The sequence below is a fragment of the Stagnihabitans lacustris genome (genome assembly GCF_025950525.1).
Classification (GTDB): Bacteria; Pseudomonadota; Alphaproteobacteria; order Rhodobacterales; family Rhodobacteraceae; genus Stagnihabitans.
The window spans coordinates 753,150-775,964 of record NZ_JAPDGS010000002.1 but is presented as its reverse complement, the minus strand read 5'-3'; the positions used below and the strand labels follow the sequence as shown (position 1 = coordinate 775,964).

The 22,815-nt window shown below is 65.6% G+C and carries 29 protein-coding genes; 15 read left to right on the top strand and 14 right to left on the bottom strand.

Annotation, left to right across the window (positions count from 1 at the left end; translation table 11 throughout):
• Positions 1–148: 148 nt before the first annotated feature.
• Entirely contained in the window at positions 149–886 is a 738-nt protein-coding gene (locus tag NX862_RS08470; RefSeq protein WP_264493451.1) for an RNA methyltransferase, read from the bottom strand.
• Positions 887–980: 94 nt separating this feature from the next.
• Between NX862_RS08470 and NX862_RS08465 the strand changes: the two genes are divergently transcribed.
• The gene (locus NX862_RS08465; protein ID WP_264493450.1) at positions 981–1,598 is read left to right on the top strand and encodes a thiamine phosphate synthase; all 618 of its coding nucleotides are present in this window, start codon (positions 981–983) and stop codon (positions 1,596–1,598) included.
• Between the two features lie 146 nt (positions 1,599–1,744).
• Here NX862_RS08465 and olsA read toward each other — a convergent pair whose 3' ends face one another.
• The 3 genes from olsA to NX862_RS08450 form a co-directional block, all read right to left on the bottom strand.
• Complete coding sequence (gene olsA / locus NX862_RS08460; RefSeq protein WP_264493449.1) at positions 1,745–2,563, bottom strand: lyso-ornithine lipid O-acyltransferase; 819 nt, start codon at positions 2,561–2,563, stop codon at positions 1,745–1,747.
• On the bottom strand, positions 2,560–3,315 hold the full coding sequence (gene olsB / locus NX862_RS08455; RefSeq protein WP_264493448.1) for an L-ornithine N(alpha)-acyltransferase: 756 nt from the start codon (positions 3,313–3,315) through the stop codon (positions 2,560–2,562). The genes olsA and olsB overlap by 4 nt, the downstream gene beginning before the upstream one ends.
• Positions 3,316–3,390: 75 nt before the next feature.
• Positions 3,391–3,570: a DUF3553 domain-containing protein gene (locus NX862_RS08450; protein WP_264493447.1), complete on the bottom strand. Its 180-nt coding sequence runs from the start codon at positions 3,568–3,570 to the stop codon at positions 3,391–3,393.
• 25 nt (positions 3,571–3,595) lie between these two features.
• Here NX862_RS08450 and NX862_RS08445 point away from each other — a divergent pair, with 25 nt between their 5' ends.
• Entirely contained in the window at positions 3,596–4,192 is a 597-nt protein-coding gene (locus NX862_RS08445; RefSeq protein ID WP_264493446.1) for a histidine phosphotransferase family protein, read from the top strand.
• A 95-nt stretch (positions 4,193–4,287) separates the two neighbouring features.
• Here NX862_RS08445 and NX862_RS08440 read toward each other — a convergent pair whose 3' ends face one another.
• Positions 4,288–4,512, bottom strand: a complete 225-nt coding sequence (locus NX862_RS08440) for a putative antibiotic biosynthesis monooxygenase (protein ID WP_264493445.1) — start codon at positions 4,510–4,512, stop codon at positions 4,288–4,290.
• Between the two features lie 68 nt (positions 4,513–4,580).
• Here NX862_RS08440 and NX862_RS08435 point away from each other — a divergent pair, with 68 nt between their 5' ends.
• Complete coding sequence (locus tag NX862_RS08435) at positions 4,581–5,261, top strand: TetR/AcrR family transcriptional regulator (protein WP_264493444.1); 681 nt, start codon at positions 4,581–4,583, stop codon at positions 5,259–5,261.
• Positions 5,262–5,301: 40 nt separating this feature from the next.
• Here the strand turns inward: NX862_RS08435 and NX862_RS08430 are convergent, their stop codons facing one another.
• Genes NX862_RS08430 through NX862_RS08415 form a run of 4 tightly spaced genes read right to left on the bottom strand, consistent with a single transcriptional unit; the run spans position 5,302 to position 10,008 of the window.
• Positions 5,302–6,576: a glutamate-5-semialdehyde dehydrogenase gene (locus NX862_RS08430; RefSeq protein ID WP_264493443.1), complete on the bottom strand. Its 1,275-nt coding sequence runs from the start codon at positions 6,574–6,576 to the stop codon at positions 5,302–5,304.
• 56 nt (positions 6,577–6,632) lie between these two features.
• Positions 6,633–7,727 carry a glutamate 5-kinase gene (proB, locus tag NX862_RS08425; RefSeq protein ID WP_413694546.1) on the bottom strand — a complete coding sequence of 365 codons (1,095 nt, stop codon included), beginning with the start codon at positions 7,725–7,727 and terminating at the stop codon, positions 6,633–6,635.
• Between the two features lie 11 nt (positions 7,728–7,738).
• The gene (gene obgE, locus NX862_RS08420) at positions 7,739–8,773 is read right to left on the bottom strand and encodes a GTPase ObgE (RefSeq protein WP_264493441.1); all 1,035 of its coding nucleotides are present in this window, start codon (positions 8,771–8,773) and stop codon (positions 7,739–7,741) included.
• Between the two features lie 59 nt (positions 8,774–8,832).
• Positions 8,833–10,008, bottom strand: a complete 1,176-nt coding sequence (locus NX862_RS08415) for a lytic murein transglycosylase (protein WP_264493440.1) — start codon at positions 10,006–10,008, stop codon at positions 8,833–8,835.
• Between the two features lie 79 nt (positions 10,009–10,087).
• On the opposite strand from NX862_RS08415, the gene NX862_RS08410 reads away from it, so the two are divergent.
• Both NX862_RS08410 and NX862_RS08405 read left to right on the top strand, forming a co-directional pair.
• Positions 10,088–11,137, top strand: coding sequence for a lysine-2,3-aminomutase-like protein (locus NX862_RS08410; protein WP_264493439.1), 1,050 nt, complete (start codon positions 10,088–10,090; stop codon positions 11,135–11,137).
• Complete coding sequence (locus NX862_RS08405) at positions 11,134–11,742, top strand: LolA family protein (protein WP_264493438.1); 609 nt, start codon at positions 11,134–11,136, stop codon at positions 11,740–11,742. The genes NX862_RS08410 and NX862_RS08405 overlap by 4 nt, the downstream gene beginning before the upstream one ends.
• 65 nt (positions 11,743–11,807) lie before the next feature.
• On the opposite strand, the gene NX862_RS08400 is transcribed toward NX862_RS08405, so the two are convergent.
• On the bottom strand, positions 11,808–12,389 hold the full coding sequence (locus NX862_RS08400) for a transglycosylase SLT domain-containing protein (protein WP_264493437.1): 582 nt from the start codon (positions 12,387–12,389) through the stop codon (positions 11,808–11,810).
• Positions 12,390–12,645: 256 nt separating this feature from the next.
• Between NX862_RS08400 and hspQ the strand changes: the two genes are divergently transcribed.
• The 8 genes from hspQ to NX862_RS08360 all read left to right on the top strand — a co-directional run bounded on the left by hspQ (position 12,646) and on the right by NX862_RS08360 (position 18,745).
• Positions 12,646–12,972 (top strand): heat shock protein HspQ, encoded by a 327-nt coding sequence (gene hspQ / locus NX862_RS08395; RefSeq protein WP_264493477.1) that lies wholly within the window; start codon positions 12,646–12,648, stop codon positions 12,970–12,972.
• 67 nt (positions 12,973–13,039) lie between these two features.
• The gene (locus tag NX862_RS08390) at positions 13,040–13,375 is read left to right on the top strand and encodes an STAS domain-containing protein (RefSeq protein ID WP_264493436.1); all 336 of its coding nucleotides are present in this window, start codon (positions 13,040–13,042) and stop codon (positions 13,373–13,375) included.
• Between the two features lie 16 nt (positions 13,376–13,391).
• On the top strand, positions 13,392–13,874 hold the full coding sequence (locus NX862_RS08385; RefSeq protein WP_264493435.1) for an ATP-binding protein: 483 nt from the start codon (positions 13,392–13,394) through the stop codon (positions 13,872–13,874).
• A 364-nt stretch (positions 13,875–14,238) separates the two neighbouring features.
• Positions 14,239–15,807 carry a gamma-glutamyltransferase family protein gene (locus tag NX862_RS08380; protein WP_264493434.1) on the top strand — a complete coding sequence of 523 codons (1,569 nt, stop codon included), beginning with the start codon at positions 14,239–14,241 and terminating at the stop codon, positions 15,805–15,807.
• The gene (locus NX862_RS08375; RefSeq protein ID WP_413694544.1) at positions 15,791–16,270 is read left to right on the top strand and encodes a GAF domain-containing protein; all 480 of its coding nucleotides are present in this window, start codon (positions 15,791–15,793) and stop codon (positions 16,268–16,270) included. Before NX862_RS08380 ends, NX862_RS08375 begins: the two co-directional genes overlap by 17 nt.
• Positions 16,270–17,010, top strand: a complete 741-nt coding sequence (locus NX862_RS08370; RefSeq protein ID WP_264493433.1) for a GFA family protein — start codon at positions 16,270–16,272, stop codon at positions 17,008–17,010. The genes NX862_RS08375 and NX862_RS08370 overlap by 1 nt, the downstream gene beginning before the upstream one ends.
• Before the next feature lie 200 nt (positions 17,011–17,210).
• Positions 17,211–18,101 (top strand): homocysteine S-methyltransferase family protein, encoded by an 891-nt coding sequence (locus NX862_RS08365; protein WP_264493432.1) that lies wholly within the window; start codon positions 17,211–17,213, stop codon positions 18,099–18,101.
• Positions 18,098–18,745 (top strand): RluA family pseudouridine synthase, encoded by a 648-nt coding sequence (locus tag NX862_RS08360; RefSeq protein ID WP_264493431.1) that lies wholly within the window; start codon positions 18,098–18,100, stop codon positions 18,743–18,745. Before NX862_RS08365 ends, NX862_RS08360 begins: the two co-directional genes overlap by 4 nt.
• 28 nt (positions 18,746–18,773) lie before the next feature.
• Here the strand turns inward: NX862_RS08360 and NX862_RS08355 are convergent, their stop codons facing one another.
• The 4 genes from NX862_RS08355 to rbfA are packed head-to-tail and all read right to left on the bottom strand — an operon-like array spanning position 18,774 to position 21,314.
• The gene (locus NX862_RS08355) at positions 18,774–19,307 is read right to left on the bottom strand and encodes a DUF1643 domain-containing protein (RefSeq protein WP_264493430.1); all 534 of its coding nucleotides are present in this window, start codon (positions 19,305–19,307) and stop codon (positions 18,774–18,776) included.
• Positions 19,304–20,191 (bottom strand): tRNA pseudouridine(55) synthase TruB, encoded by an 888-nt coding sequence (gene truB / locus NX862_RS08350; protein WP_264493429.1) that lies wholly within the window; start codon positions 20,189–20,191, stop codon positions 19,304–19,306. Before truB ends, NX862_RS08355 begins: the two co-directional genes overlap by 4 nt.
• Entirely contained in the window at positions 20,191–20,892 is a 702-nt protein-coding gene (locus NX862_RS08345) for a phosphodiester glycosidase family protein (protein WP_264493428.1), read from the bottom strand. The genes truB and NX862_RS08345 overlap by 1 nt, the downstream gene beginning before the upstream one ends.
• On the bottom strand, positions 20,892–21,314 hold the full coding sequence (gene rbfA, locus NX862_RS08340) for a 30S ribosome-binding factor RbfA (RefSeq protein ID WP_264493427.1): 423 nt from the start codon (positions 21,312–21,314) through the stop codon (positions 20,892–20,894). Before rbfA ends, NX862_RS08345 begins: the two co-directional genes overlap by 1 nt.
• Positions 21,315–21,408: 94 nt before the next feature.
• On the opposite strand from rbfA, the gene dapB reads away from it, so the two are divergent.
• Both dapB and rpsO read left to right on the top strand, forming a co-directional pair.
• Entirely contained in the window at positions 21,409–22,215 is an 807-nt protein-coding gene (gene dapB, locus NX862_RS08335) for a 4-hydroxy-tetrahydrodipicolinate reductase (protein ID WP_264493426.1), read from the top strand.
• A 250-nt stretch (positions 22,216–22,465) separates the two neighbouring features.
• The gene (gene rpsO, locus NX862_RS08330; protein WP_264493425.1) at positions 22,466–22,735 is read left to right on the top strand and encodes a 30S ribosomal protein S15; all 270 of its coding nucleotides are present in this window, start codon (positions 22,466–22,468) and stop codon (positions 22,733–22,735) included.
• The last annotated feature ends 80 nt before the right edge of the window (positions 22,736–22,815 follow it).

The window sequence follows — 22,815 nt, the reverse complement described above, 5'->3', positions numbered from 1 at the left end:
CCCTAGTGCGGGCTCTGGGGGGCTTCAAGGGGACGCAATGTCCAAGCGCGCTGGGTCCAGACCCGGAGGCCAGATTTTCACCGAAGATTTTCCGGGTGCCGGGCGCGAAAAGAGCCTCCGGCGGGAGTATTTGGGTCAGTATGAAAGCCTATTTGCCGGGGTGCTTCATCCGGTAGGCGATCTGGCGCAACATACCGTGAAAGGTCTGGACCTCGGCCCGGGTCAGGCCCAGCCGCGACCACATGTTGCGCAAGGCGGTCTTCATCCGCGGCGCCTTGTTGGGCGGAAAGAAGAAACCCGCGGTTTCAAGGTCTTCTTCGTAGTGCTGGGCCAGGGCCGCGATTTCTCCGGCATCGGCCAGATCGGCGCCGGCCATCTCCAGGACGACAGGCAGGGTGTCAACCGTCTGGCGCCGCCATTCATAGGCCAGAAGCAGGACGCATTGCGCGAGGTTCAGCGAGAAGAAATCGGGGTTCACCGGCACCGTGACGATGGCATTGGCCCGCACGATATCGTCGTTTTCAAGCCCCGCGCGTTCGGGACCGAACAGAAAGCCCACGCGCTTGCCCTGCGCGGCCATCTCGCGCGCAAGCGTCATGGCGCTTTCGGGCGTATGGACGGGCTTGGTCAGCTCGCGCCCCCGCGCCGTGGTGGCAAAGACGAAGTCGCAATCCTTCAGCGCGCCGTCCAGATCGGCAAAGACCCCCGCCTGATCCAGCACCCGCCCCGCACCCGAGGCCAAAGCCACCGCCCGCTCATTCGGCCAGCCATCGCGCGGCCCCACGACGCGCATCCGCTCCAGCCCGAAGTTCAGCATGGCCCGGGCGCTGGCGCCGATATTCTCGCCCATCTGGGGCCTGACAAGCACGAAAACCGGGGGGATCATGGCGTCTCCATTCTGCCCAGCCCCCTTACAGAAAAGCCCCCCCCTAGGCAACCGCCCCCCCATCCGCTAAACCGCCTGAAAGCGAGGTATCCCGATGTCGACAGAGCGTCCCCAGATCAACCTGATCACCCCCCCGGTGCTGGACCTCCAGACCTTCCCAGAAGTGCTGGCCCGCGTCATGGACAGCGTCGAGATCGCCTGCCTGCGCCTGTCCTTGGCCACCAAGGATATCGACGACCTGGGCCGCGCGGCGGATGCCTGCCGGGTCGTGGCCCATGCCCGCGACGTGGCCATCGTGATCGAGAACCACGTGGCCTTCGTTGAACGCCATGGGCTTGACGGGTTGCACCTGACCGACGGCGGCCGCAACATCCGCACCTTGCGCAAGGACCTTGGCGCCGATGCGATCCTCGGCGCCTATTGCGGCATCACCCGCCACGACGGGATCAATGCCGCCGAGGCCGGGGCGGATTACGTGGCCTTCGGCCCGGTGGGCGCCTCGCCCTTGGGCACCGGCGAACTCGCCCCCCATGACCTCTTCCAATGGTGGTCCGAGATGATCGAAGTCCCGGTCATCGCCGAAGGCGCGCTGACCCGCGACCTCGTGGCCTCCTTGGCCCCCGTCACCGATTTCTTCGCCCCCGGCCCCGAGATCTGGACCGCCGAGGACCCCGCCGCCGCCCTCAAGGCCCTCCTCGCCCCGATCCTGTAAGGCCCGGCCCCAAGGCCCTTCCCCCCATTCATCTTTTCATAAATATCCCGGGGGGAGAGGGCGCAAGCCCGAGGGGGGCAGCGCCCCCCCTCCCGAGGCGCAGCCGAGATATCTCTTGGCCGCAGGCCCCCGTTTGGCTCAAAGGTTTAGCTCAGCAAAGGATGCGAGGTCCGGATCACCCGCTCGCAATATCCCGCCAACACCTTGCGGTTTTCAAAGGCCGCCACGGTGACAGGGGCGTGAAAGATCACCTCGACATGGCCGCCCTTGCGGTCGCCCAGCACCATCAACAGATGCGGCGCGAATTCCATGTCGCCCCACCAGCCGTAGTGGCGCGGATCGCAGCCCTCGGGCGCGTGATAGACCAGTGTCACCGGCTGGACCTGCATCGGCGGCACCGTCTCGACCGTGAAAAACGCCTGAAACAGCGTCGACTTGAAGGGCAGGACATGCAGCGCATCGGTGCTGGTGCCCTCGGGGAAGAAGGCCAGCTTGTGCCCGGCCTTCAACCGCGCCTCGAAGAGCTCCTGTTGCCGCTTCGCCTCCGTCCCCTTGCGGGTGATGAAAACCGTCCCCGTGGCCCGCGCCAAAACGCCAATCCCCGGCCAGCCATGGACCTCTTCCTTGGACACAAAATAGACCCGCGCCGCCGCGTTCAGCGTAAAGATATCCAGCCAGGATGAGTGGTTCGCGACAATCGCCCCCGGCTCCTTCAAAGCCTTGCCCTTGACCGTATAGCGGATCCCCAGGATCACCATGGCCGAGCGGCAGACGAATTGCGTGATCCAGGGCGTCCAAGGCCGGTTCACCCCATGCAAAGGCGCCTCGATGGCCCGCAGGATCAGCAACAGCAGCAGGCATGCATAGGTCAGCCCGGCCAGAAGCAGCCCACGCCGGATGACCCTTAGCCAACCCCTGAGCCCCAGGGGCGGCATCGCCATCTCGGCGCTATTCCAGTCTGTCATGCCTCGCGGCCCTTTCGGATGTGGAAATCCCGATGCCGCGCGCTCATCCGCGCGGTGTCCATCACAAGGCACACATCCACCGTATTGAAGTCGCGGTCAACAAAGGCCCCATCCGAGACATAACCGCCCAGCCGCAGATAGGCCTTGATCAAGGCAGGCACCTGCGCCGCGCAATCGGGCGGGCCAAGGTCCATCCGCGCCGCGCCATGGGCCAGGGGAGTGACCCGCAAACCCTCCGGCGCGCGGTGGTTGTGCCACAGCCAGGACAGCGGACGCGCCAGCGCCTGCACATCGGTACCATGGAATGACGCCGGGCCGAACATCACCTCGATCCGGTTTTCGGTCACATAATCCGCCAGCCCATTCCACAGCATCAGCATCGAGGTCCCGCCCCGGTGATCGCGATGCACACAAGACCGCCCCAGCTCCAGCAGCCTGCGTCCCGAGGCGCGCAGGCGGGAAAGGTCGAACTCCGCCTCGCTGTAGTAACGCGCCGCCCGCCCCGGGGGCAGCAGGCGGTAAACCCCCACAACATCGGACAGCGTGTCGGGGTCACGGCGCGGGTCGATCAGCAAAAGGTGATCGCAGACCGCGTCAAAGGCATCGCTCTCCAGCCGGGCCGCGCGGTCCACCCCGGGGCCATCCGCCCCCAGTTCCGCCGCGAAAACCTCATAGCGCAGGCGCTGCGCGGCCCTCAGGTCGCGGGCATCCCGCGCCAGCCGCAGCGTCAGCCTCAGATCATGCACCGTCATGCCAAGCCCCCGGTTCCGTTCCGAACCCTCCTGCGGCACAGATGCTGCCGTTTTGTGACAGGTCCCGCAAGGCCGCTATTTAGCGTTGCCAAAATCCAGCACCAGATCAATTTGCCCCAGATCGAGGACAACCTTTCCTTGATGCTCGAAGTTAACCGTGCATTTACCATTAATGAGTGATTGTACCTGACCAAGGCCCCAGTCGGGGCACTGGGGATGGCGGACCAACATCCCCGGCTCCAGAAACGAACGCATTGACGGCCCCTTCGAAAGGATTCCCATGAGCGACAAGACAGATCTCGCAGCCCTGTTGGGCTCGCGCATCTGCCACGACCTTATCAGCCCGATCGGCGCGATCGGCAATGGGTTGGAGCTTTTGATGATGGAAACCGGGTCGCGCGGGCCGGAAATGGCGTTGATTTCCGAAAGCGTGGCCCATGCCAATGCGCGAATCCGGTTTTTCCGGGTGGCCTTTGGCGCCGCGGCCGGCGAGGCGCGCTTGGGCCGGGCCGAGGTGGTCTCGATCATTTCCGATATGACCAAGGGCGGGCGTCTGACCATCGACTGGCAGTCGGGGGCGGATCTGTCGCGCTCCGAGGTCAAGATCGCCTTCCTGCTGCTGATGTGCCTCGAATCGGCCATGGCCTATGGTGGCAAGATCACGGTGCAGGTCGATGGCGGGCGCTGGCAGATCGGCGGCGAGGCCAACAAGCTGCGCCTTGATCCGGGCCTCTGGGCTGTGCTGGCCGATCCGACCGCCGCGCCCGAGATCACGCCCTCGAACGTGCATTTCCCGCTTGCGGCCGAGGAAATCACCCGCCGCCAATTCCGCCTGACCGCCGAACTGGGCCAGACCGCGATCAAGCTAAGCTTCTGAGCTTTCCGCCAAGGCGGCTCCCGCGCGCCAAGATTTTTCCCCCAGGTTTTCGGCAAAAAATTTTGGCGCGCGCCCCGGGTCGCGCGCGGACGGGTTCACAGGAAACGGCGCAACCGCGTCTGGATAAAGGGGATCACCCCCCAGACCATGCAGCCCACCATCAGCGGCACAAAGACAAGGTTGCGCGCGGGCATCGGCCAGCCCGCGGTCAAGGGAAAGATCACAAGTTGCAAGACCGTGACCAGCGGATAAACCAAAAGCGCCACAAACAGGGCAAAGCGCAGTTTGGAGGGCGATTTCGGGGGTTGATTCTGCGTCATATGGGCCTCTAATGGAACGGTGTGTTCCGGCTATATGAAACGGAACGTTCCGTTTCGCAAGAGGCAAGATGGCGCTTGGTGAAGAAAAACGGCCCCCTGCCCGAGGGGAAGTTGAAAAACGGGGGGATGTTGAAAACCGGGGGGATGCCGAGAAGACCGCCGAAAGGCGGGCCTCGGTCGGCGCCAGGCGCTCCGAGGCGACCGAGGCAGCCGTACTAGGGGCCACCGCGGCCCTGATCGCCGAGGCAGGCTATGGCGCCCTGACGATGGAGGCGGTGGCCAAGCGCGCCCGCGCCGGCAAAGCCACGCTTTACCGCTGGTGGCCGACCAAGGCGCATCTGCTTTTGGGCCTGATCAGCCAGGCCAAGGGCTCCATGCCGCCACCGCGCGGCGAGGGTCTGCGCGGCGAACTGGTGGCCTATATCTCCGACATGGTCGCCCTGTGGCGCGGCGACGCGGGTCCGGCGATGGGCCCGCTGATCCGGCAATGCTATGCCGAAAGCTGGTCGAACCCCGACCTGGCCCTGGCCCTGCAAGAGGAACGCCGCGAACGCTGGACCCGCCTGACCGAGATCCTGAACCGCGCCGTGACCCGGGGTGATCTGCCCCAGGACCTTGACCTGGCGCGCGCCAAGGATTTCCTGATGTCCTGGCCGTTCTACCTTTTGATGACCGACCGGCTTCCGGACGCCCAAAGCATCGCGCAGATGGTGGACGACAGTTTGGGCGGGCTGCATGGCATGAAGTAACCCGGGGTGTACCCCGGGCTACGCAAGCGGAACCAAAGCCCTAACTCCGGACCGTGCCGTCCCCGGTGACAAGGTATTTGAACGAGCACAGCTGCTCTGCCCCCACCGGCCCGCGGGCGTGCATCTTGCCCGTGGCAATCCCGATCTCGCCACCGAACCCGAACTCTCCGCCATCGGCAAACTGGGTCGAGGCATTGCGCATCAGGATCGCACTGTCCAACCGCTCAAAGAAGCGCGCGGCGGTGGTGTCATTCTCGGTCAGGATGCTTTCGGTATGGCTGGAGCCATATTTCCGGATATGCGCAATCGCCTCGTCCACCCCATCGACCAGACGGGCGGCGATGATCATGTCCAGGAACTCGCGGCCGAAATCCTCCGGCGCGGCCTTGACCGTGCCGGGAACCTTCAGCAACTCGCCCTCTGTGCGCACTTCGACCCCAGCTTTCACAAGATCCTCGATCAGAACGGCCCCGTGGCGCGTATAGAACTGCCAGTCGATCAGCAGACATTCCGCCGCGCCGCAAATCCCCGTCCGCCGCGTCTTGGCGTTCAAAACCACGCGGCGCGCCTTTTCCAGGTCGGCATCGCGGTCGGCATAGACGTGGCAAATGCCCTCCAGATGGGCAAAGACCGGCACCCGCGCCTCGTCTTGCACGCGCCCCACCAGCCCCTTGCCACCGCGCGGCACGATGACGTCGATCCACTTCACAGCCCGCAGCATCTCGCCCACCATGGCGCGGTCCGTCACCGGGATCATCTGGATCGCAGCCTCGGGCAAGCGCGCCTCGCGCAGGCCCGCCACCATGCAATCGTAAATCGCCATCGAGGTCTCGTGGCTTTCCGATCCCCCGCGCAAGATCACCGCATTGCCCGCCTTCAGGCACAAGGCCCCGGCATCGGCGGTCACATTGGGCCGGCTCTCATAGATGACGCCCACAACCCCCAAAGGCGTCGCAACCCTTTGGATATGCAAGCCATTCGGCCGCGTCCACTCGGCCAGGACCCGCCCGACCGGGTCCTTTTGCTCGGCAATGGTGCGAAGCGAATCCACGATCCCGCGAATCCGCGCCTCGGTCAGGACCAACCGGTCGCGCATGGCGGGCGCAATCCCGCGCGCATCCGCCGCCGCAAGGTCCATGACATTGGCGTCCAGGATCGCCTCGCGCCGCTCCCAGACGAAATGCGCCGCACTGACCAGCGCCGCATACTTGCGCTCCTGCGACGCATAGGCCAGTTCCGCCGCAGCCGCCCGCGCCCGCGCGCCAATCTCATTCATCAGCCCGGCAAAATCCTCGCTCACGGCCAATCCTTTCATCTTTTCATAAATATCCCGCGGGGGTCCGGGGGCGCGAAGCCCCCGGGGGCGGGACATCAGACCACCATATCGTCGCGATGCACCAAAGCGGCCCTACCCTCATACCCCAGGATCGCGGCAATCTCGCCCGACCGATGCCCGGCAATCGCCTTCGCCTCGGCGACCGTATAGCGCACCAAACCCTTGCCGATCACATCGCCCGCTGGCGAAACCAAGGCCACCGGATCGCCGCGCCCGAAGTTCCCTCCGACCGAAACAACCCCGGCGGGAAGCAAGCTTTTGCCCTCCGCCATGGCCTTGACGGCTCCTGCATCCAACCGCAGCTCGCCGCGCGGCTTCATCGCATTGATCCAGCGTTTTCGCGCTGCCTGAGGGTCGCTTTGCGCGACAAACCAGGTCCGGTTGGCGCCCTCTGCCAGCGCCTTCAGCGGCCGCAGCACGGAACCCTCCATGATCGCCATGGCACAGCCCCCCGCAACGGCGGTCTTGGCGGCCAGCAATTTCGTCTTCATGCCGCCCTTGGACAGGCCGCTGATCGGATCGCCCGCCATGGCCTCGATCGCCGGCGTGATCTTTTCCACCAGGTCGAACCGGATCGCCGTCGGGTCTTCCTTGGGATTGGCCGAATAGAACCCATCGACATCGGACAGCAAAATCAGCTGATCCGCCCCCACCGTCACGGCGATTTGCGCGGCCAGCCGGTCGTTGTCGCCAAAGCGGATTTCATCCGTGGCCACCGTGTCATTCTCATTGACGATGGGCACGCAGCCCAGCGCCAACAGGGTCTCCATCGTGGCACGGCTGTTCAAATACCGCCGCCGGTCCTCGGTATCCTCCAGCGTCACCAGAACCTGAGCGGTGGTGATGCCATGCGGCGCCAGAACCTCTTCATAGGCCCGCGCCAGACGGATTTGCCCGACCGCCGCGCAAGCCTGCGACTGTTCCAGCGTCAAGGCGCCGGTCCCAAGGCCCAGAACCGACCGCCCCAGCGCAATCGACCCCGAGGACACCAGCACGACATCCGCGCCGCGCACCTTGGCTTCGGCCACATCCATGGCCAGCGCCGAAAGCCAGCCCTGCCGCAGCCCCTTTTCGCGGTCCACCAACAGGGCGGAGCCGATCTTGATGACGACCCGCTTGGCGCTGCGGATATCGGGGACGGTCAGTTGGACGCGGGATGCCACGGCGTTGCCTCCACCGGTTTTGCGGAAGCCTCCGCGATGTCTGATTGCAAAACCCGCAGCACCTCTTGCAGCCCCTTGCCCGCCACGCCGGAAATCACATGCACTGGCCCACCCGAGGCCTTTTCCAAGGCCCGGCGGCGGTCACTGATCTGCTTGGCATCCATCGCGTCGCATTTGGTCATGGCCAAAACCCGGCGCTTGTCGCCCAGAACCTCGGAATAGGCCTCGATCTCGTGGATGATGGTCCGGTAATCCTTGGTGATCGTGGAAGAGGTCCCGTCCACCAGATGCAACAGCACCTTGCAGCGTTCCACATGGGCCAGGAACTGGATGCCGAGGCCCCTGCCCTCATGCGCGCCTTCGATCAGGCCCGGAATATCGGCCATCACGAATTCGGTGCCGTCGATCCCCACGACGCCCAGGTTCGGAACCAGGGTCGTGAAGGGATAATCCGCGATCTTGGGGCGGGCGTTCGACACAGCCGCCAAAAACGTCGATTTCCCCGCATTGGGCAGGCCCAAAAGCCCGGCATCGGCAATCAGCTTCAACCGCAGCCAGATCGTGCGTTCCACCCCCGGGATGCCCGCATTGGCCCGCGCCGGAGACCGGTTGGTCGAAGACTTGAACCGCAGGTTGCCCCAGCCGCCATTGCCACCCTCGGCCAACAGCACGCGTTGGCCCAGCGAGGTCAGGTCGGCGATCACGGTTTCTTCGTCCTCGTCCAGGATCTCGGTGCCCATCGGCACGCGCAAAACGATGTCATCGCCCGACTTGCCGGTCTTTTGGCTGCCCATGCCGGGCTGGCCCGACTTGGCAAAGAAATGCTGCTGATAGCGGTAGTCGATCAGCGTGTTCATGCCGTCGACCGCCTCGACCCAGACAGACCCACCGCGCCCGCCGTCGCCGCCATCGGGCCCGCCGAATTCCACGAACTTCTCGCGCCGGAACGACACGCAACCGCCGCCGCCGCCACCCGAGCGGATATAGACTTTGGCAAGGTCAAGGAATTTCATCGTGCACGCTCCTGAAGATTCCTTGCCGATAAACGCCAAGGCGGCAAGGCGCAAGCCTTTCAGCGCAGGGCGCGCAGCACTTCTGGTGATGCCTGACCCGTGACAGGCTGCCCGGTGGCCGCCTGCCAGGCCTGTAGCGCGGCCTTGGTCTTGCGGCCAAAGACCCCATCGGTCGACCCGGTGTCAAAGCCAAGCGCGGTCAAACGCGTCTGCACCCGCACCCGTTCGGCCTGGGTCAGCCCCGTGCCATCGGGCGGGAATGTGCCCCTCAGACCCCCGCCGCCATTCACCCGGTCCGACAGAACCCCCACCCCGACGATATAGCGGGTGCTGGCGTTATAGGCGCCCAGGACCCGCCCATTGCGCAGGAGAAAGAACCCCGGCCCCGAAGAGGTCACAAGTTTCGCCTTGGCCGCTCCGGCAATCCTTGTCACCGGCGTCACGCCCCGTTCCGCCCATTCGGCCACGGTGCGGGTGGCCTCTTTGGTGCCCGGCGGCACCTGAACCTCGACGCCCCAGGGCTGACCCAGCTGCCAACCCGACTCCGCCAGGTAATGCGCGGCCGAGGCCAAGGCATCGGCCGGGTCCTCTCCCCAATGATCGGACCGCCCGTCGCCTGTCGCATCGACGGCATAGGCGCGGTAGGTCGTGGGGATGAACTGCATATGCCCCATGGCGCCGGCCCAGCCGCCCAGCATCCGGTCCGCCGTGGTATCGCCATGCTGCAAGATCTTGAGCGCGGCGATCAACTGGCCCTCAAAGAACTCGCCCCGCCGCCCCTCATAGGCCAGGGTCGACAGCGCCGAAATCACCGGAACCGTGCCCTTTTTCGTGCCGTAATAGCTTTCCACGCCCCAAATCGCGGTCAGAACATGGGCATCGACGCCATATGCCTGTTCCAGCTTCCGCAACAGCCCTCGGTTGCGGCGCAGCGCCTTGCGCCCGGCCGTGACGCGTTCGTCATTGGCGGTGATGGCAAGGTAATCCTCCATCCCCCAGATGCTTTCGGCCTGGTTGCGGTCCTTTTCGATGACGCCGGGGACAAAGCCCGCCCGGGAAAAGGCCGCGCGCAGGGTGGCCTGCGAGATGCCCTGGTCCAAAGCCCGGCCCTGGAATCGCGCGGCCCAGTCCTCCCAGCCCGCATCCGCCACCGGGGCGAACTGATCGGCAAAAGCCGCCATGGGTGCCGCCATCAGCCCCGCCAAAACCCCGCGCCGTGAAATCCGTGCAAACATCCGCCACCTCTTTTCGCTGCTACCCTAGCCCAGCCCCTGCCCCCTTGTCATTCCCCGCAACCGGCGCCATCAGGCCGGCATGACGCTTACCACCCTTCATCAGCTTGTTTCCGCCGGTCTTCTGACCAAGGCCGAGGCCCCCGCTTTGGCCCCCGTGGCCGAGACCTTCCGCATCAGCGTGACCGAGGCCATGGCCCGCCCCGAACTCGCCGCGCAGTTCGTGCCGACCCTGGCCGAGATGCTGACCCGCGCTGAGGAACTTTCCGATCCCATCGGGGACCACGCGCATGAGCCGACCCCCGGCCTGACCCATCGTTACCCCGACCGGGTGATCTTGCACGCCACCCAGACCTGCGAGGTCTATTGCCGGTTCTGCTTTCGCCGCGAATCAGTCGGCGCCTCGGGGCATCTGCCCGAAGACGACCTGAAAGCCGCGCTGGATCATATCGCGGCCACCCCGGCCATCCGCGAAGTCATCCTGACCGGCGGCGACCCGATGGTCCTGTCGCCCCGCCGCCTGACCGCCATCCTGCAACGGCTGGACGCCATCCCCCATGTCGATGTCGTGCGCTTTCACACCCGCATCCCCGTCGTTCAACCGGCGCGGATCACCGACGCGCTGATCGCGGCGCTGGACATCCGCCCCGCCGTCTGGGTCGTCGTCCACACCAACCACCCGGCCGAAATCACGCCCGAGGCCGCGGCGGCCTTGCGCAAGCTGACCCGCGCGGGCGTGCCCCTCCTGTCGCAATCCGTCCTGCTGCAAGGCGTCAACGCCGATCCCGACACTTTGGAGGCGCTGTTCCGCACCCTGATCGCCAACCGGGTCAAGCCCTATTACCTGCACCATGCCGACCTTGCGAAAGGCACCTCGCATTTCCGCACCACGATAGCCGAGGGCCAAAAGATCATGGAGACCCTGCGCGGTCGCCTGTCCGGCATCGCCCAGCCGACCTATGTGCTGGATATCCCCGGCGGCCATGGCAAAGTGCCCATCGGGCCGAATTACCTTGTGGCCCAAGGCGCAGCCTGGCAGGTCACAGACCCAAAGGGGCAAAGGCATGCTTACGCCGATGTGACAAAGGGTGACGTGCAACAGGCGGCCCAAGTGCCTATATTGGCGCCATGAATATCCTGGCCCTCCTCTCCCCGCTCGCCTTTGCGCCCCTGTTTTGGGCCGCGCCCCTGTCCGCCGCCGAAGTGCCGCTTGGCCAGATCTCGGCCTATCTGCAAGACCTGGTGACGGCCGAAGCCCCGTTCGATCAGGTGAACGCGGACGGCAGCACCTCGACCGGCAAGATCATCCTGAAACGCCCGGGCTTTGCGCGGTTCGAATATGCCAAGCCGGACAAGACGCTTGTGCTGGCCTCGCAGGGGATCGTTGCGGTCTTTGACGGCAAGACCAATGCCCCGCCCCAGACCTATCAGCTGCAACAGACGCCGCTGAACCTGATCCTGGGGCGCAACATCGACCTGGAAAGCTCGCGGATGGTGGTGGACCATACCGAGTTTCAGGGCGACACCCATGTGCTGGCCCAGGACCCGGCCCATGCCGACATGGGTTCAATCGAGCTGATTTTTGGCGACAGTCCCTTGCGGTTGAAGGGCTGGATCACGACGGACGAGGTCGGCAACCAGACCTCTTTGACGCTGGGCACGCTGGCCACGGGCCAGAGCTTTTCGCCCAACCTGTTTTCGATTGATCAAGAAAAGGCGCGCCGCGGGATCAACTGACCCCCCCCGGCGTCAGCCTATCCGGCGCTGCCCCCCCCCCGGCGCTGCCCCGCGTAGTCAGCCCTTCACCGCAAGCAGCGGCGCAGTTGTTCGCGATACATCTGCGCCCGCGACCCCACGCGCGCCGCCACATCGACCAGCCAGCCCTTGGCCTTGTAACTGCCATTGGCATAGCCGCGCCGGCCCTCGTGATAGGCCAGGTATTGGCTTTCGGCATCGCCCTTTGATATCCCCAGCTCGGCCGAGGTCTCGTCGATATACCAGCCCATGAAATCGGTCGCATCGCGGATATTGTCGCGCCGCGCGCCGCCGCGCCGCTGGTCCTTCTTGTATTCGTCCCAGGTGGAATCCAGCGCCTGCGCATAGCCATAGGCCGAAGATTGCCGCCCCATCGGGATGACCCCCAGCGCATATTGGTGCGGGGTGCGCGCATTGCCGATGAATTTGCTTTCCTGATACAGGATCGCCATTTGCACCGAAATCGGCACGCCCCATTTCGATTGCGTCGCCCGCATTGCCCGCAGGTATTGCGGCCGCTGTTTGATCACCGAACAGGCGTCATCCATGTTGCGAGGCGCCGAAAAGTTGCCCCCGCCACACGAGGCGAGAAACAGCAACAGGATCGACGCACGGGAAACTCTGCTCATCTGCCCCTCATGCGTTTTGTGGCCAAGTGTCGGCCGGTCGGTGAGCGTTCTGGCCTTTTGACGGCCGGGCGCTCTTGGTTTTGGCCGAAGATAGGCGAAAGCCCGGGGTTTTCCAATGGGTCCGCTGGGGGAAACGGGCGGAATCCCGCCCAACTGTAGGTCTGGGGGCCACAGATTGTTTCCCAGCCAGAGTCCCGCATCGGTGGACATGAGTTTGTTACAGGTTTACTGAAAAGAACCAAGGAGACTGGCCATGATGCTATCGACCGCCGCCAAATACCACATCGGCCAGGTGCTGCGTCATCGCAAGCACCCGTTCCGCGGCGTGGTTTTCGATGTCGATGCGATGTTCTCGAATACCGACGAATGGTATGAAAACATCCCCGAAGAGGCACGGCCGCCCAAGAACCAGCCGTTTTATCACCTTTTGGCCGAGAATGACCAAAGCTACTATGTGGCCTATGTGTCAGAGCAGAACCTTGTCCCCGACGAGACCGGAGAGCCGATGAGCCATCCCGACCTGCCCGACCTGTTCGGCGATTTCGAGGATGGGCGCTATCCGCTTCAGTTCCAATTGAACTGACCGCGCTTACCATTCTCTAACCCCTCCCCTCTAGGTTCAAACCTGAACCAAGACGAAAGGGTGTTCCATGAACCTGCAAACCGAACATCAGGGCGAAGTCCTTCTGATCACCGTGCAAGACGACCGCATCGACGCGGCCTCCGCCATCCAGTTCAAGGAAAAGATGCGCGAGATCGTGGCCGAACCCTCGGCCCGGGTCGTGCTGGACATGTCCAATGTGGGCTTTCTGGACAGCTCGGGGCTGGGCGCCGTGGTGGCCGTGATGAAGGCGCTTGGCCCGGTGCGGCGGCTAGAGCTGTCGGGCCTGACCACGACCGTCGAAAAGGTGTTTCGCCTGACCCGGATGGACACGGTCTTTGTCATCCACAAGTCCCTGCCCGAGGGAATTCGGCGTGCCGGCTGACGGGGTAGCCTTTGCGATGACGGCTGCCGACCCCTTCCCCGACCCTGACCCCGGCTTCCGCGTCCCGCGGGACCTGTCGGCCGACCTGGTCTTTGCCGCCACAACCGGCGCCGTGCGCGAGGGTTTGGCGCGGCTTTTGGCGCTGCCGATCCTGGCCGATCTGGGCGCCGATGACCGCGGCACGACCGAACTGCTCTTGGCAGAGGCGCTGAACAATGTCGTCGAACATGCCTATGCCAATTGGCCCGGAGAGATCCGGTTGCGCCTGTCGCGCAAGGGCGGCGACATCACGGTCTGCATCTGTGATCAGGGCCTGCCGATGCCGGACAACGCCCCGCCCCGCGGCACCTTGCCGGTGATCGGCGCGCCCGAACATCTGCCCGAGGGCGGCTTTGGCTGGTTCCTGATTCGCAACCTGGCCCGCGACCTTGCCTATCGCCGGCAGGACGGCAGCAACGCGCTGAGCTTTCGTATTCCCGTGGACAATCAGGACGATTGAGGGGGATTGTTTCTCGAACAGGGTCAGTGCCACGAAAGAGCCCTGATCCGCCCCAAATATCGCCGCCGCCCCGGGGCAATGTCGATCCTGTAGCTGCATAAAGCTTCACCTCGGCGCCGCGGATCACAGCCCCCACCCAGTCCGTGGCGCCGAGGTTCCTGCCCAAAGGCAGGACAAGGCGACGCCCGCCCCAGGGCACACCCTCTCCAGTCGGCGCGCCACAAACGCCCACGAAGGACCACTCGCCCTCCCACAGGGCAGCGCCCCTTTGCTGTGCCGCCCTCCCGCCAAGTCGGCAGAGCCCCACCCTTCGCCCCTTCCCTCGGCAAGCCCCCCGTCCTAATCTCCTGCCAAAGGAGACCCCATGCGCGATTTCCATCTTCCCGGCCGCTCTGCCGTTTATGCCGCCAATGGCATGGCTGCGACGTCCCATCCGCTGGCCACGGCCACGGCCATCGACATCCTGAAACAGGGCGGCAATGCGGTCGATGCCGCCATCGCCGCCGCTGTCCTTTTGGGCATCTGTGAGCCGCAGATGACCGGCATCGGGGGCGACTGCTTTATCCTGCTGAAACCTGCGGGCAGCGAAGAGGTGCTGGCGCTGAACGGCTCGGGTCGCTCGCCCGCCGCGGTCAGCGCGCAGCGCCTGCGCGACTTGGGCCACCAGACCGTGCCGATCCGCGGGATCGAGGCGGTGACGCTGCCCGGCGCCATAGACGCCTTTTGCACAATGTCGGAAACCCATGGGCGGCTTGGGCTTGCGGCCTCGCTGGCCCCCGCGATCCGTTATGCCGAAGAGGGCGTCCCCGTGGCCCCCCGCGTGGCTTTCGACTGGGCCGAGGAAGCCGCCTGCCTGCAAGGCGCCGCCCGGGATCATTACCTTGTGAACGGTCAGACCCCCCGCATGGGTCAGACCTTCCGCGCGCCGGGCCAGGCCGAGGTCCTGCGCCGCATCGCCCAACAGGGTCGCAAGGGGTTCTACGAAGGTGAGGTGGCCGAGGATATGATCACCTCGCTGCGCGCGCTTGGCGGGCTGCATGACCATGACGACCTGGGCGCCGTCAAGGCCACCTGGGGGGCGCCGGTCGCAGGCGACTATCAGGGCCACGAACTGCTGGAGCATCCGCCAAACGGCCAGGGCGCGACCGCGATCCTGATGCTGAACATCCTGAAACACTTTGACCTCGGCGCGCTTGACCCTTTCGGCCCCCAGCGTGCCCATCTGGAGGCCGAGGCCGCGAAACTGGCCTATGACGCCCGCAACCGCTTTATCGCCGAAACCGCGCCGCGTCTGGATCACATGCTGGCGCCCGAGACGGCGGCGCGACTGGCCGCCCTGATCGACCCCGCCCGTGCGATGAAGGCCGCGGCGCCGATCACCGAGGCCGTCCACCGCGACACCGTGCTTTTGACCGTGGTCGACCGCGACCGCATGGCGGTGACGCTGATCTATTCAATCTTCTGGGGCTTTGGCTCGGGCCTCGCCAGCACGAAATTCGGCATCAACTTCCAGAACCGTGGCGCGGGATTCACCCTGGCCGCGGGGCATCCGAACGAGCTGGGCGGGGCCAAACGCCCGATGCACACGATCATCCCCGCCATGCTGCGCCACAAGGGCCGCGTGACCATGCCCTTCGGCGTGATGGGCGGCGCCTATCAGCCCTGCGGCCATGCGCGGCTGGTCACAAACCTTTTGACCTATGGCATGGGCCTGCAAGAGGCCGTGGACGCGCCACGCTGTTTTGCGGCGCAAACCCTGGACATCGAGCGCGGCTATGCCCCCGCCACGATCGCCAAACTGTCGGAGATGGGCCATCAGGTGACGATCCCCGATGAGCCCCTGGGTGGCGCGCAAGCCATCCTGATCGACGAAACCGGCGTCCTTGTGGGCGCCTCTGATCCCCGGAAGGACGGCTGTGCCCTTGGATATTGACCGCACCCAACTGGATCGACCGGCCCTGAGCCAATCCATCCTGGCCCTGACGGCAGGCGAGACCGACACCGTCGCGCTGATGGCCACCCTGGTCTGCGAACTGCATCACCACCACCCTTTCGCAGATTGGACCGGGTTTTACCGCGTCGTGGCGCCAGAGCTGTTGAAGATCGGGCCCTATCAGGGCGGCCATGGCTGCCTGGTCATCCCGTTTTCGCGCGGCGTCTGTGGCGCCTCGGCCCGGACCGGCCAGGTGCTGAACGTGCCGGATGTGGAGGCCTTTGCCGACCATATCGCCTGTTCCTCGACCACGCGGTCGGAACTGGTTTTGCCAGTCTGGAACGGGGCGGGGCGGCTTTTGGGGGTGCTGGACCTGGACAGCAACACGCCTGCGGCCTTCACGCCCGAGGATGAGGCCTGGCTTGTGCCGCTTTTGGCGCAGGTCTTCCGGGACGCCGCCTGATGCGGGGCGCCTGCCTTTGCGGCGGGGTGGCCTTTACCGTCACTGGGCCTCTGCGTCCGGTGATCGCCTGCCATTGCACGCAATGCCGCAAGCAGTCGGGGCATTATTGGGCGGCGACCTCGGTTCCCGTGACCCATCTGCAGATGGACCGCGCCGAGACGCTGCGCTGGTATCAGGCAAGCCCCAGCGCCAGGCGCGGCTTTTGCGGCGGCTGCGGGGCGTTCCTGTTCTGGCAAGAGCAGGGCAGCGCGTCGATGTCACTGGCCGCAGGCGCGCTGGAGGGTCCAACGGGGCTCCGCATAGCCGAACACTGGTTCCATGAGGATGGCGGCGACTACTACACGACGCCAAGGGCCGCGACAAAGGTTCATGGCGCCTGCCTGTGCGGCGCCAACCGGTTCACCGTGCCCCATGCGGCGGGTGCGGTCTGGGCCTGTCACTGTTCGCAATGCCGCAAGACCTCGGGGCATTATTCGGCCAGTTTCGACGCGGAGCAGATCGACTGGCAGGCGCGGTCCGTGGCGCGTCATGTCGGGCCGAATGGCGGCCTGCGCGAGTTCTGCCCGACCTGCGGATCGGGGCTGACCTTCACCAAGGGCGGCGTGACCTCGGTCGAGGCCGGGGTATGCGAGGGGGCCACCGGCGGGCATCTGGCGGGCCATGTCTTTGCGGGCGACAGGGGGGATTACTACGCCCTGGACGACGGTTTGCCGCAAAGCGACCAGGACGATCTGAGCTAGGGGGGCCTCGGCTGCGCCTCGGCCCGCGCGGCGGCGGTGGCGCGCGCCCCGGCCTGTGCGCCGGTGACAAGGTCGGTCTGGCGCGCGTGACGGGGTGCGGCGCGGGGGGGACGGCCCGGGGGGCAGACAGTGCTGGGGGGAGGCTTGGCGAGGCTGGCGCTCCGGGCTATGGCTTGGCGAAACGGCAGGGAGATGGACCGATGATCACACTTCTGGACGGCGGCATGGGGCAGGAATTGGTCCACCGCTCTGGCGACACGCCGACGCCGCTTTGGGCGACGCGGGTGATGATCGACCATCCGGGGCTGGTGGCGGCGATCCATGCCGATTACTTCGCGGCGGGCGCCTCGGTGGCGACCACGAACACCTATAACATCCTGCATGACCGGCTGGTGGGCGTCGGGCTGGATCACCTGTTCCATGCGCTGCACCTGCGCGCCCTGATGGAGGCGCATGAGGCCCGCGCCGCGGCGGGGCGCGGGATCATTGCGGGGTCAATGGGGCCCTTGGGCGAGAGCTATCGGCCCGACCTGACGCCAGATATTTCCGTTTCCGTGCCGCTGTATCAGGAAAAGGCCCGGCTGATGGGCCCGCATGTCGATGTGATCCTGTGCGAGACCATGTCGTCGCTGGAACTGGCCCGCGGCGCCCTGATCGGCGCGCAGGCGGCGGGGCGGCCGGTCTGGCTGTCGGTGTCGGTGCATGACCGGGACGGGACCCGGCTGCGGTCAGGCGAGCCGCTGGCGGATCTGGCCGGCGTGCTGGCCGCGGCGCCGGCATCAGCCGTGCTGGCCAATTGTTCAATGCCCGAGGCGATGGGGGCGGCGCTGTCGGTGCTGCAGGGCTTTGGCCTGCCCTTCGGCGCCTATGCCAATGGCTTTTCAGAGATTTCCGCCCTGCCCCTGCCCGACGGCGGCGGGGCGCCCGATTACACCCACCGCCATGACCTGACGCCGGAACGCTATGCCGATTTCGCCTGTGGCTGGGTCGCGCAGGGCGCCACGATCGTCGGCGGCTGCTGCGAGGTGGGGCCCGCCCATATCGCCCATCTGCGCGACAGGCTGATCGCTGCGGGCCACCAGATCGCATGAAAGACTTCGTCTATAACCCGCCCGCCGATCCGCCCGTGATCCTGTATCAGGACGCGGCAATCCTGGTCGTGGACAAGCAGGCGGGCTTGCTGTCGGTGCCGGGCAAGCTGGAGGGGCGGGAAGATTGCCTGGAGCGCCGCTTGCGGCTGGCCTATCCCGGGACGCTTTTGGTGCATCGGCTGGATTGCGACACGTCCGGCGTGATGATCTTCGCCCGCAACAAGGCGGCTCAGGGGTTTCTGGGGCAGGAGTTCGAGAAAAGGCGGGCGAAGAAGACCTATGTGGCAAGGGTTTACGGGGCGCTGCACCCCGAGGCAGGCCAGGTCGATGCGCCCTTGTGTGCCGATTGGCCAAACCGGCCGCGCCAGATGATCGACAAGGTGAACGGGCGGACGGCCGTGACCGATTGGCAGGTGATCGGGCGCGAAGCGGAGGCGACACGGGTGCGCCTGCATCCGCTGACCGGGCGCAGCCACCAACTGCGCGTCCATATGCTCAGCTTGGGTCATCCGATCATCGGCGACCCGATCTATGCCGAGGACAGGCCAGAGGCGCCCCGCCTGATGCTTCATGCCGAAAGCCTGGCGCTTCATCATCCGGTGTCGGGGGAATGGGTGGAGTTCAAGGCGCCGGTGCCGTTCTGAACGGTGCGCTGAAGCACACCCTACGGAGTCATTCGGTAGGGTGCGTGCTTGCACGCACCGCTTCCCACAGTTCCGGTTGGCGTTCATAGGCGATATACAGCGGATGCTTCGGGATGCCGGCAATCGACAGACCCAGGTGGTAAAGCGCATGGCCCCTGCCGCGCAACAGCGCTTCGACCGCCGCCCCCCGCCCCCGATGTGTCCCATGCGTGCCCCAGGCGGCGACAATGCGATGGGCCTGCGCCGCCATCTCAAGGATGGCCGCGTCATTTTCCGCACCGATGGGATCGGGTTGCGCCCGCATCACCTTGGGGTCCGTCGCGCGAAAGGCAAAGATATTGCCCACCGCGAAGGACCCAAACCCCAAGGCCCGCGCCCGCCTTTCGCAGCGTTCGACCGTCGGGTCATTCTGCACCTCGGTCGCGGTCGAGGGGTTCAGCATGACAAACAGCACCCGCGGCCCCGGCGCCCAGACGCGCTCCAGCTGATAGCGGTAGGCCTGGTCATCCGAATAAACCGCGACGCTTTCGGCATCCCCCTTCAGATGCCGCCGCGTGATCATGCGACAAACACGCGGGAGGGGTGGAATTGGCCCATCTTGACCTCGCCGATCCCCAAAGCCTCACCCTGAAACGAGGCCCAGCAGATGCCCTCGGCCGCTTGGAACACGTCGCCGGGATTGCCCAGGCGGATGCGGCGGGCGCCGTCGATGGTGGTCTCGACCATGGGGAAATCCTCCAGCGCCGACTGAATCGGCAGGAGGGAGGCCTCCAGCGCCTCAGGGGTCAGGGCCAGGGCCGCCTCCCAGGTCAGGGCGTTTTCGACGTCGAAAGGCCCTGACCAGATGCGCCGCAGCCAGGCGACATGGGCGGCGCCACCCAGCGCGCGCCCCAGATCGCGGGCAATCGAGCGGACATAGCCGCCCTTGCCGCAGACCATCTCCAGCAAGACCGAATCAGCGCCGGGGCGGTCGATCACTTCCAGGCTTTCGACCCACAGGGGCCGGGCTGCCAGTTCGAAGTCCTCACCCTCGCGCGCCAGATCATAGGCCCGCGCACCATCGACCTTGACGGCGGAAACCCGGGGCGGAACCTGCAGGATATCGCCGCGAAAGGCAGGCAAGGCCGCCGCAATCGCCGCATCCGTGGGGCGGAGGTCAGAGGTAAGCACAACCTCCCCCTCGGCATCGTCGGTCGATGTCTCGGCCCCGAAGCGGACCTCGAAGCGGTAGGCCTTCAGGCTGTCGGTCAACAGGCTGACCGTCTTGGTCGCCTCGCCAAAAGCCACGGCCAGAACGCCGGTCGCGGCCGGGTCCAGCGTGCCGGCATGGCCCGCCTTCTTGGCCTTCATCAGCCAGCGGAGTTTGTTGACGATATCAGTTGACCCAATGCCCGCGGGCTTGTCGATCACCAGCCAACCCGTCACGGGCCGCCCCTTGCGTGCCATTATTCGACCACTCCAACCATGGGGCCGATGGCGAAACCACCGCCCTGACGGCCAATCTCGGGCGCATAAAGCCGCGAGATCGAGCCGTCGAAATACAGGGCATCCCGCGCGCCCAAATGATCACGGAAGAACCGCGCAAAGCGGTCGAAATTCACCCGCTGTTCGGAAAGGACAAACCAGGCGGTCTTTCCGTCACCTGAAACACCCACACCGTTGCGAATGTTCAAGCTGTCCGAGTCCGGCTTGAAGGCCGGATGCAGGTCGCCCGCGATCACAAGCATGGGCCCCGACTGGGTGGCATCGTCGCAGTCAGGGGGGTCCGCCTTGAAGGCCCGGCTTTCGACGACCGAAAACCGGGCGCCGATGCAAAAGACCCCATTGGGCAAAAGCCCGAAGTTCCCCGGCCCATCCGAGGTGACGATGCCATGGGCCTGAACCCCGTCCTCGATATACAGACCCACCGGCGAGAGGTCGGGTTGATACATCCCCGCATTCATCGCCCAGACCAGACGCCGTGGCGCAAGCGCCCGGTCCACCGCGCCAAAGCCGCCATAGGGACGCCCCGTCGCATCGTTCAGGAACAGCCGCAGATCCTCGCCCGCATGGACCTCGCAGACGGCCATGGGCACCTCCTCGAAGGTAACCCGCGTGCAATCGGCCGCCGCAGGGGTCGCCAGAAGGGCCAGGAGCGCCAGCCGCATCACGCCCCCTCTTGATCCTCGGAGGGCGCGTCCTTGGCGGCTATGTCGCGCTGGACCACGGGGTCGGAAAACAGCCGCCGCGTCTCGTCCATGCGGTCATAGGTCTCGTCGGCGCGAAAGCGCAGGTCGGGGGCATGGCGCAAGATGACCTCTTCGGAGACCTTCTTGCGGATGATGCCCTTGTGCCGCGCAAGCGCCGCAATGGCCTCTTCGATGGAGCCTTTGCCGAACAGGGGCATGACATAGATCGTCGCGACCTTCAGGTCGGCCGAGACCGAGACTTCGCCCACCGTGATCGGAATGGCATCAAAGGCCGGATCATGGATTTCGCCGCGCTGCAGAAGTTCCGACAGCACGCGGCGGATCATTTCGCCCACGCGCAGCTGACGCTGACCGGGGCCTTTTGAGGATTGTTTGACCATGGCGCCTGATAGGCCGAAATCCCGCCCCCCGCAAGCGCGAGGGCTTTCCGCTTGCCCGAAATGGCAGTAAACCGCGACAAAACGGAGGGACACCATGGAAAAGCCGGGCATCGTCATCACAGGGGCCTCGGGCCGCATGGGGCAAACGCTGGTGAAACTGGTGGTGGCCCAGGGTCGCTTCCGCATCGTGGGGGCGATCGAACGCGAGGGCTCTGCCGCGCTTGGCCAGGATATTGGCGCGCTGTGTGGCCTGCCTGCCCTGGGCGTGACAGTCACCGATGACCCGCTTCCCGCCTTTGCCCAGGCGCGCGCCCTGGTCGACTTCACTTCTCCGGCGGCCACGGTCGGCTTCACCGCCTTGGCGGCACAGGCGCGGTTGGTCCATGTGGTCGGCACGACGGGGATGGAGGCGGAACATCACCGCAAGCTGGACCTGGCCGCCCATCACGCGGTGATCATCCAAGCGGGCAACATGAGCCTGGGGGTCAACCTGTTGACACGGCTGACGCAAAAGGTCGCAGCGGCGCTGGACGAGGATTGGGACATCGAGGTCGTCGAAGCCCATCACCGCATGAAGGTCGACGCGCCCTCGGGCACGGCGCTGATGCTGGGCCAGGCCGCCGCCACGGGCCGCGGCATCGACCACGAGGCTGCCAAGGTGGCCGCGCGCGACGGCATCACCGGCGCGCGGGCGCGCGGCACGATCGGTTATTCCGCCATCCGCGGCGGGGATATCGTGGGCGAACATGACGTGATCTTTGCCGCCGACGGCGAGCGCATCATCCTGCGCCACATCGCCACCGACCGCGGCATCTTTGCCCGCGGCGCGCTGAAGGCCGCCGCCTGGGGGCTGGACCAAAAGCCGGGACGCTATGACATGATGGATGTGCTTGGGTTGTAAGCGCGCAGGGGGGCCTTCTGCCCCCCTCACCCCCCGAGAGATATTTGGGTCAGTATGAAAGACAGCCATCCCTTTCATACTGACCCAAATATCTCCGGGGTGAGGCGCGCCGCGCCGAGGGGCAGCGCCCCTCATTTCCTTCTTTCCTTCCCACCGATTCTGCGCTAAGCGCACGCATCCCGAAAGGGGCAAGGGCCTTGCTGGACGACATCCCGGCTCGTGCCGTCACACTCGAACAATGGAGATCCCGATGTCGATCACCGTCGAAGACAAAGCCCGCGTCATCAAGGAATATGCGACCAAGGAAGGCGACACCGGTTCGCCCGAAGTCCAGGTCGCGATCCTGTCGCACCGCATTGCTGCCCTGACCGAACACTTCAAGGGCCACAAGAAAGACAACCACTCGCGCCGCGGCCTGCTGGCCTTGGTGGCTCAGCGCCGCAAGCTGCTGGACTACCTCAAGGGCAAGGACCAGGCGCGCTATGCGACCCTGATCCAGCGCCTCGCCCTGCGTCGCTGATCGCACCGCACGCGGTCGAAACACAAACGCCCGGAGGTTTCCTCCGGGCGTTTTGCTGTGCGGTCTTGCGGGGGGCGGGC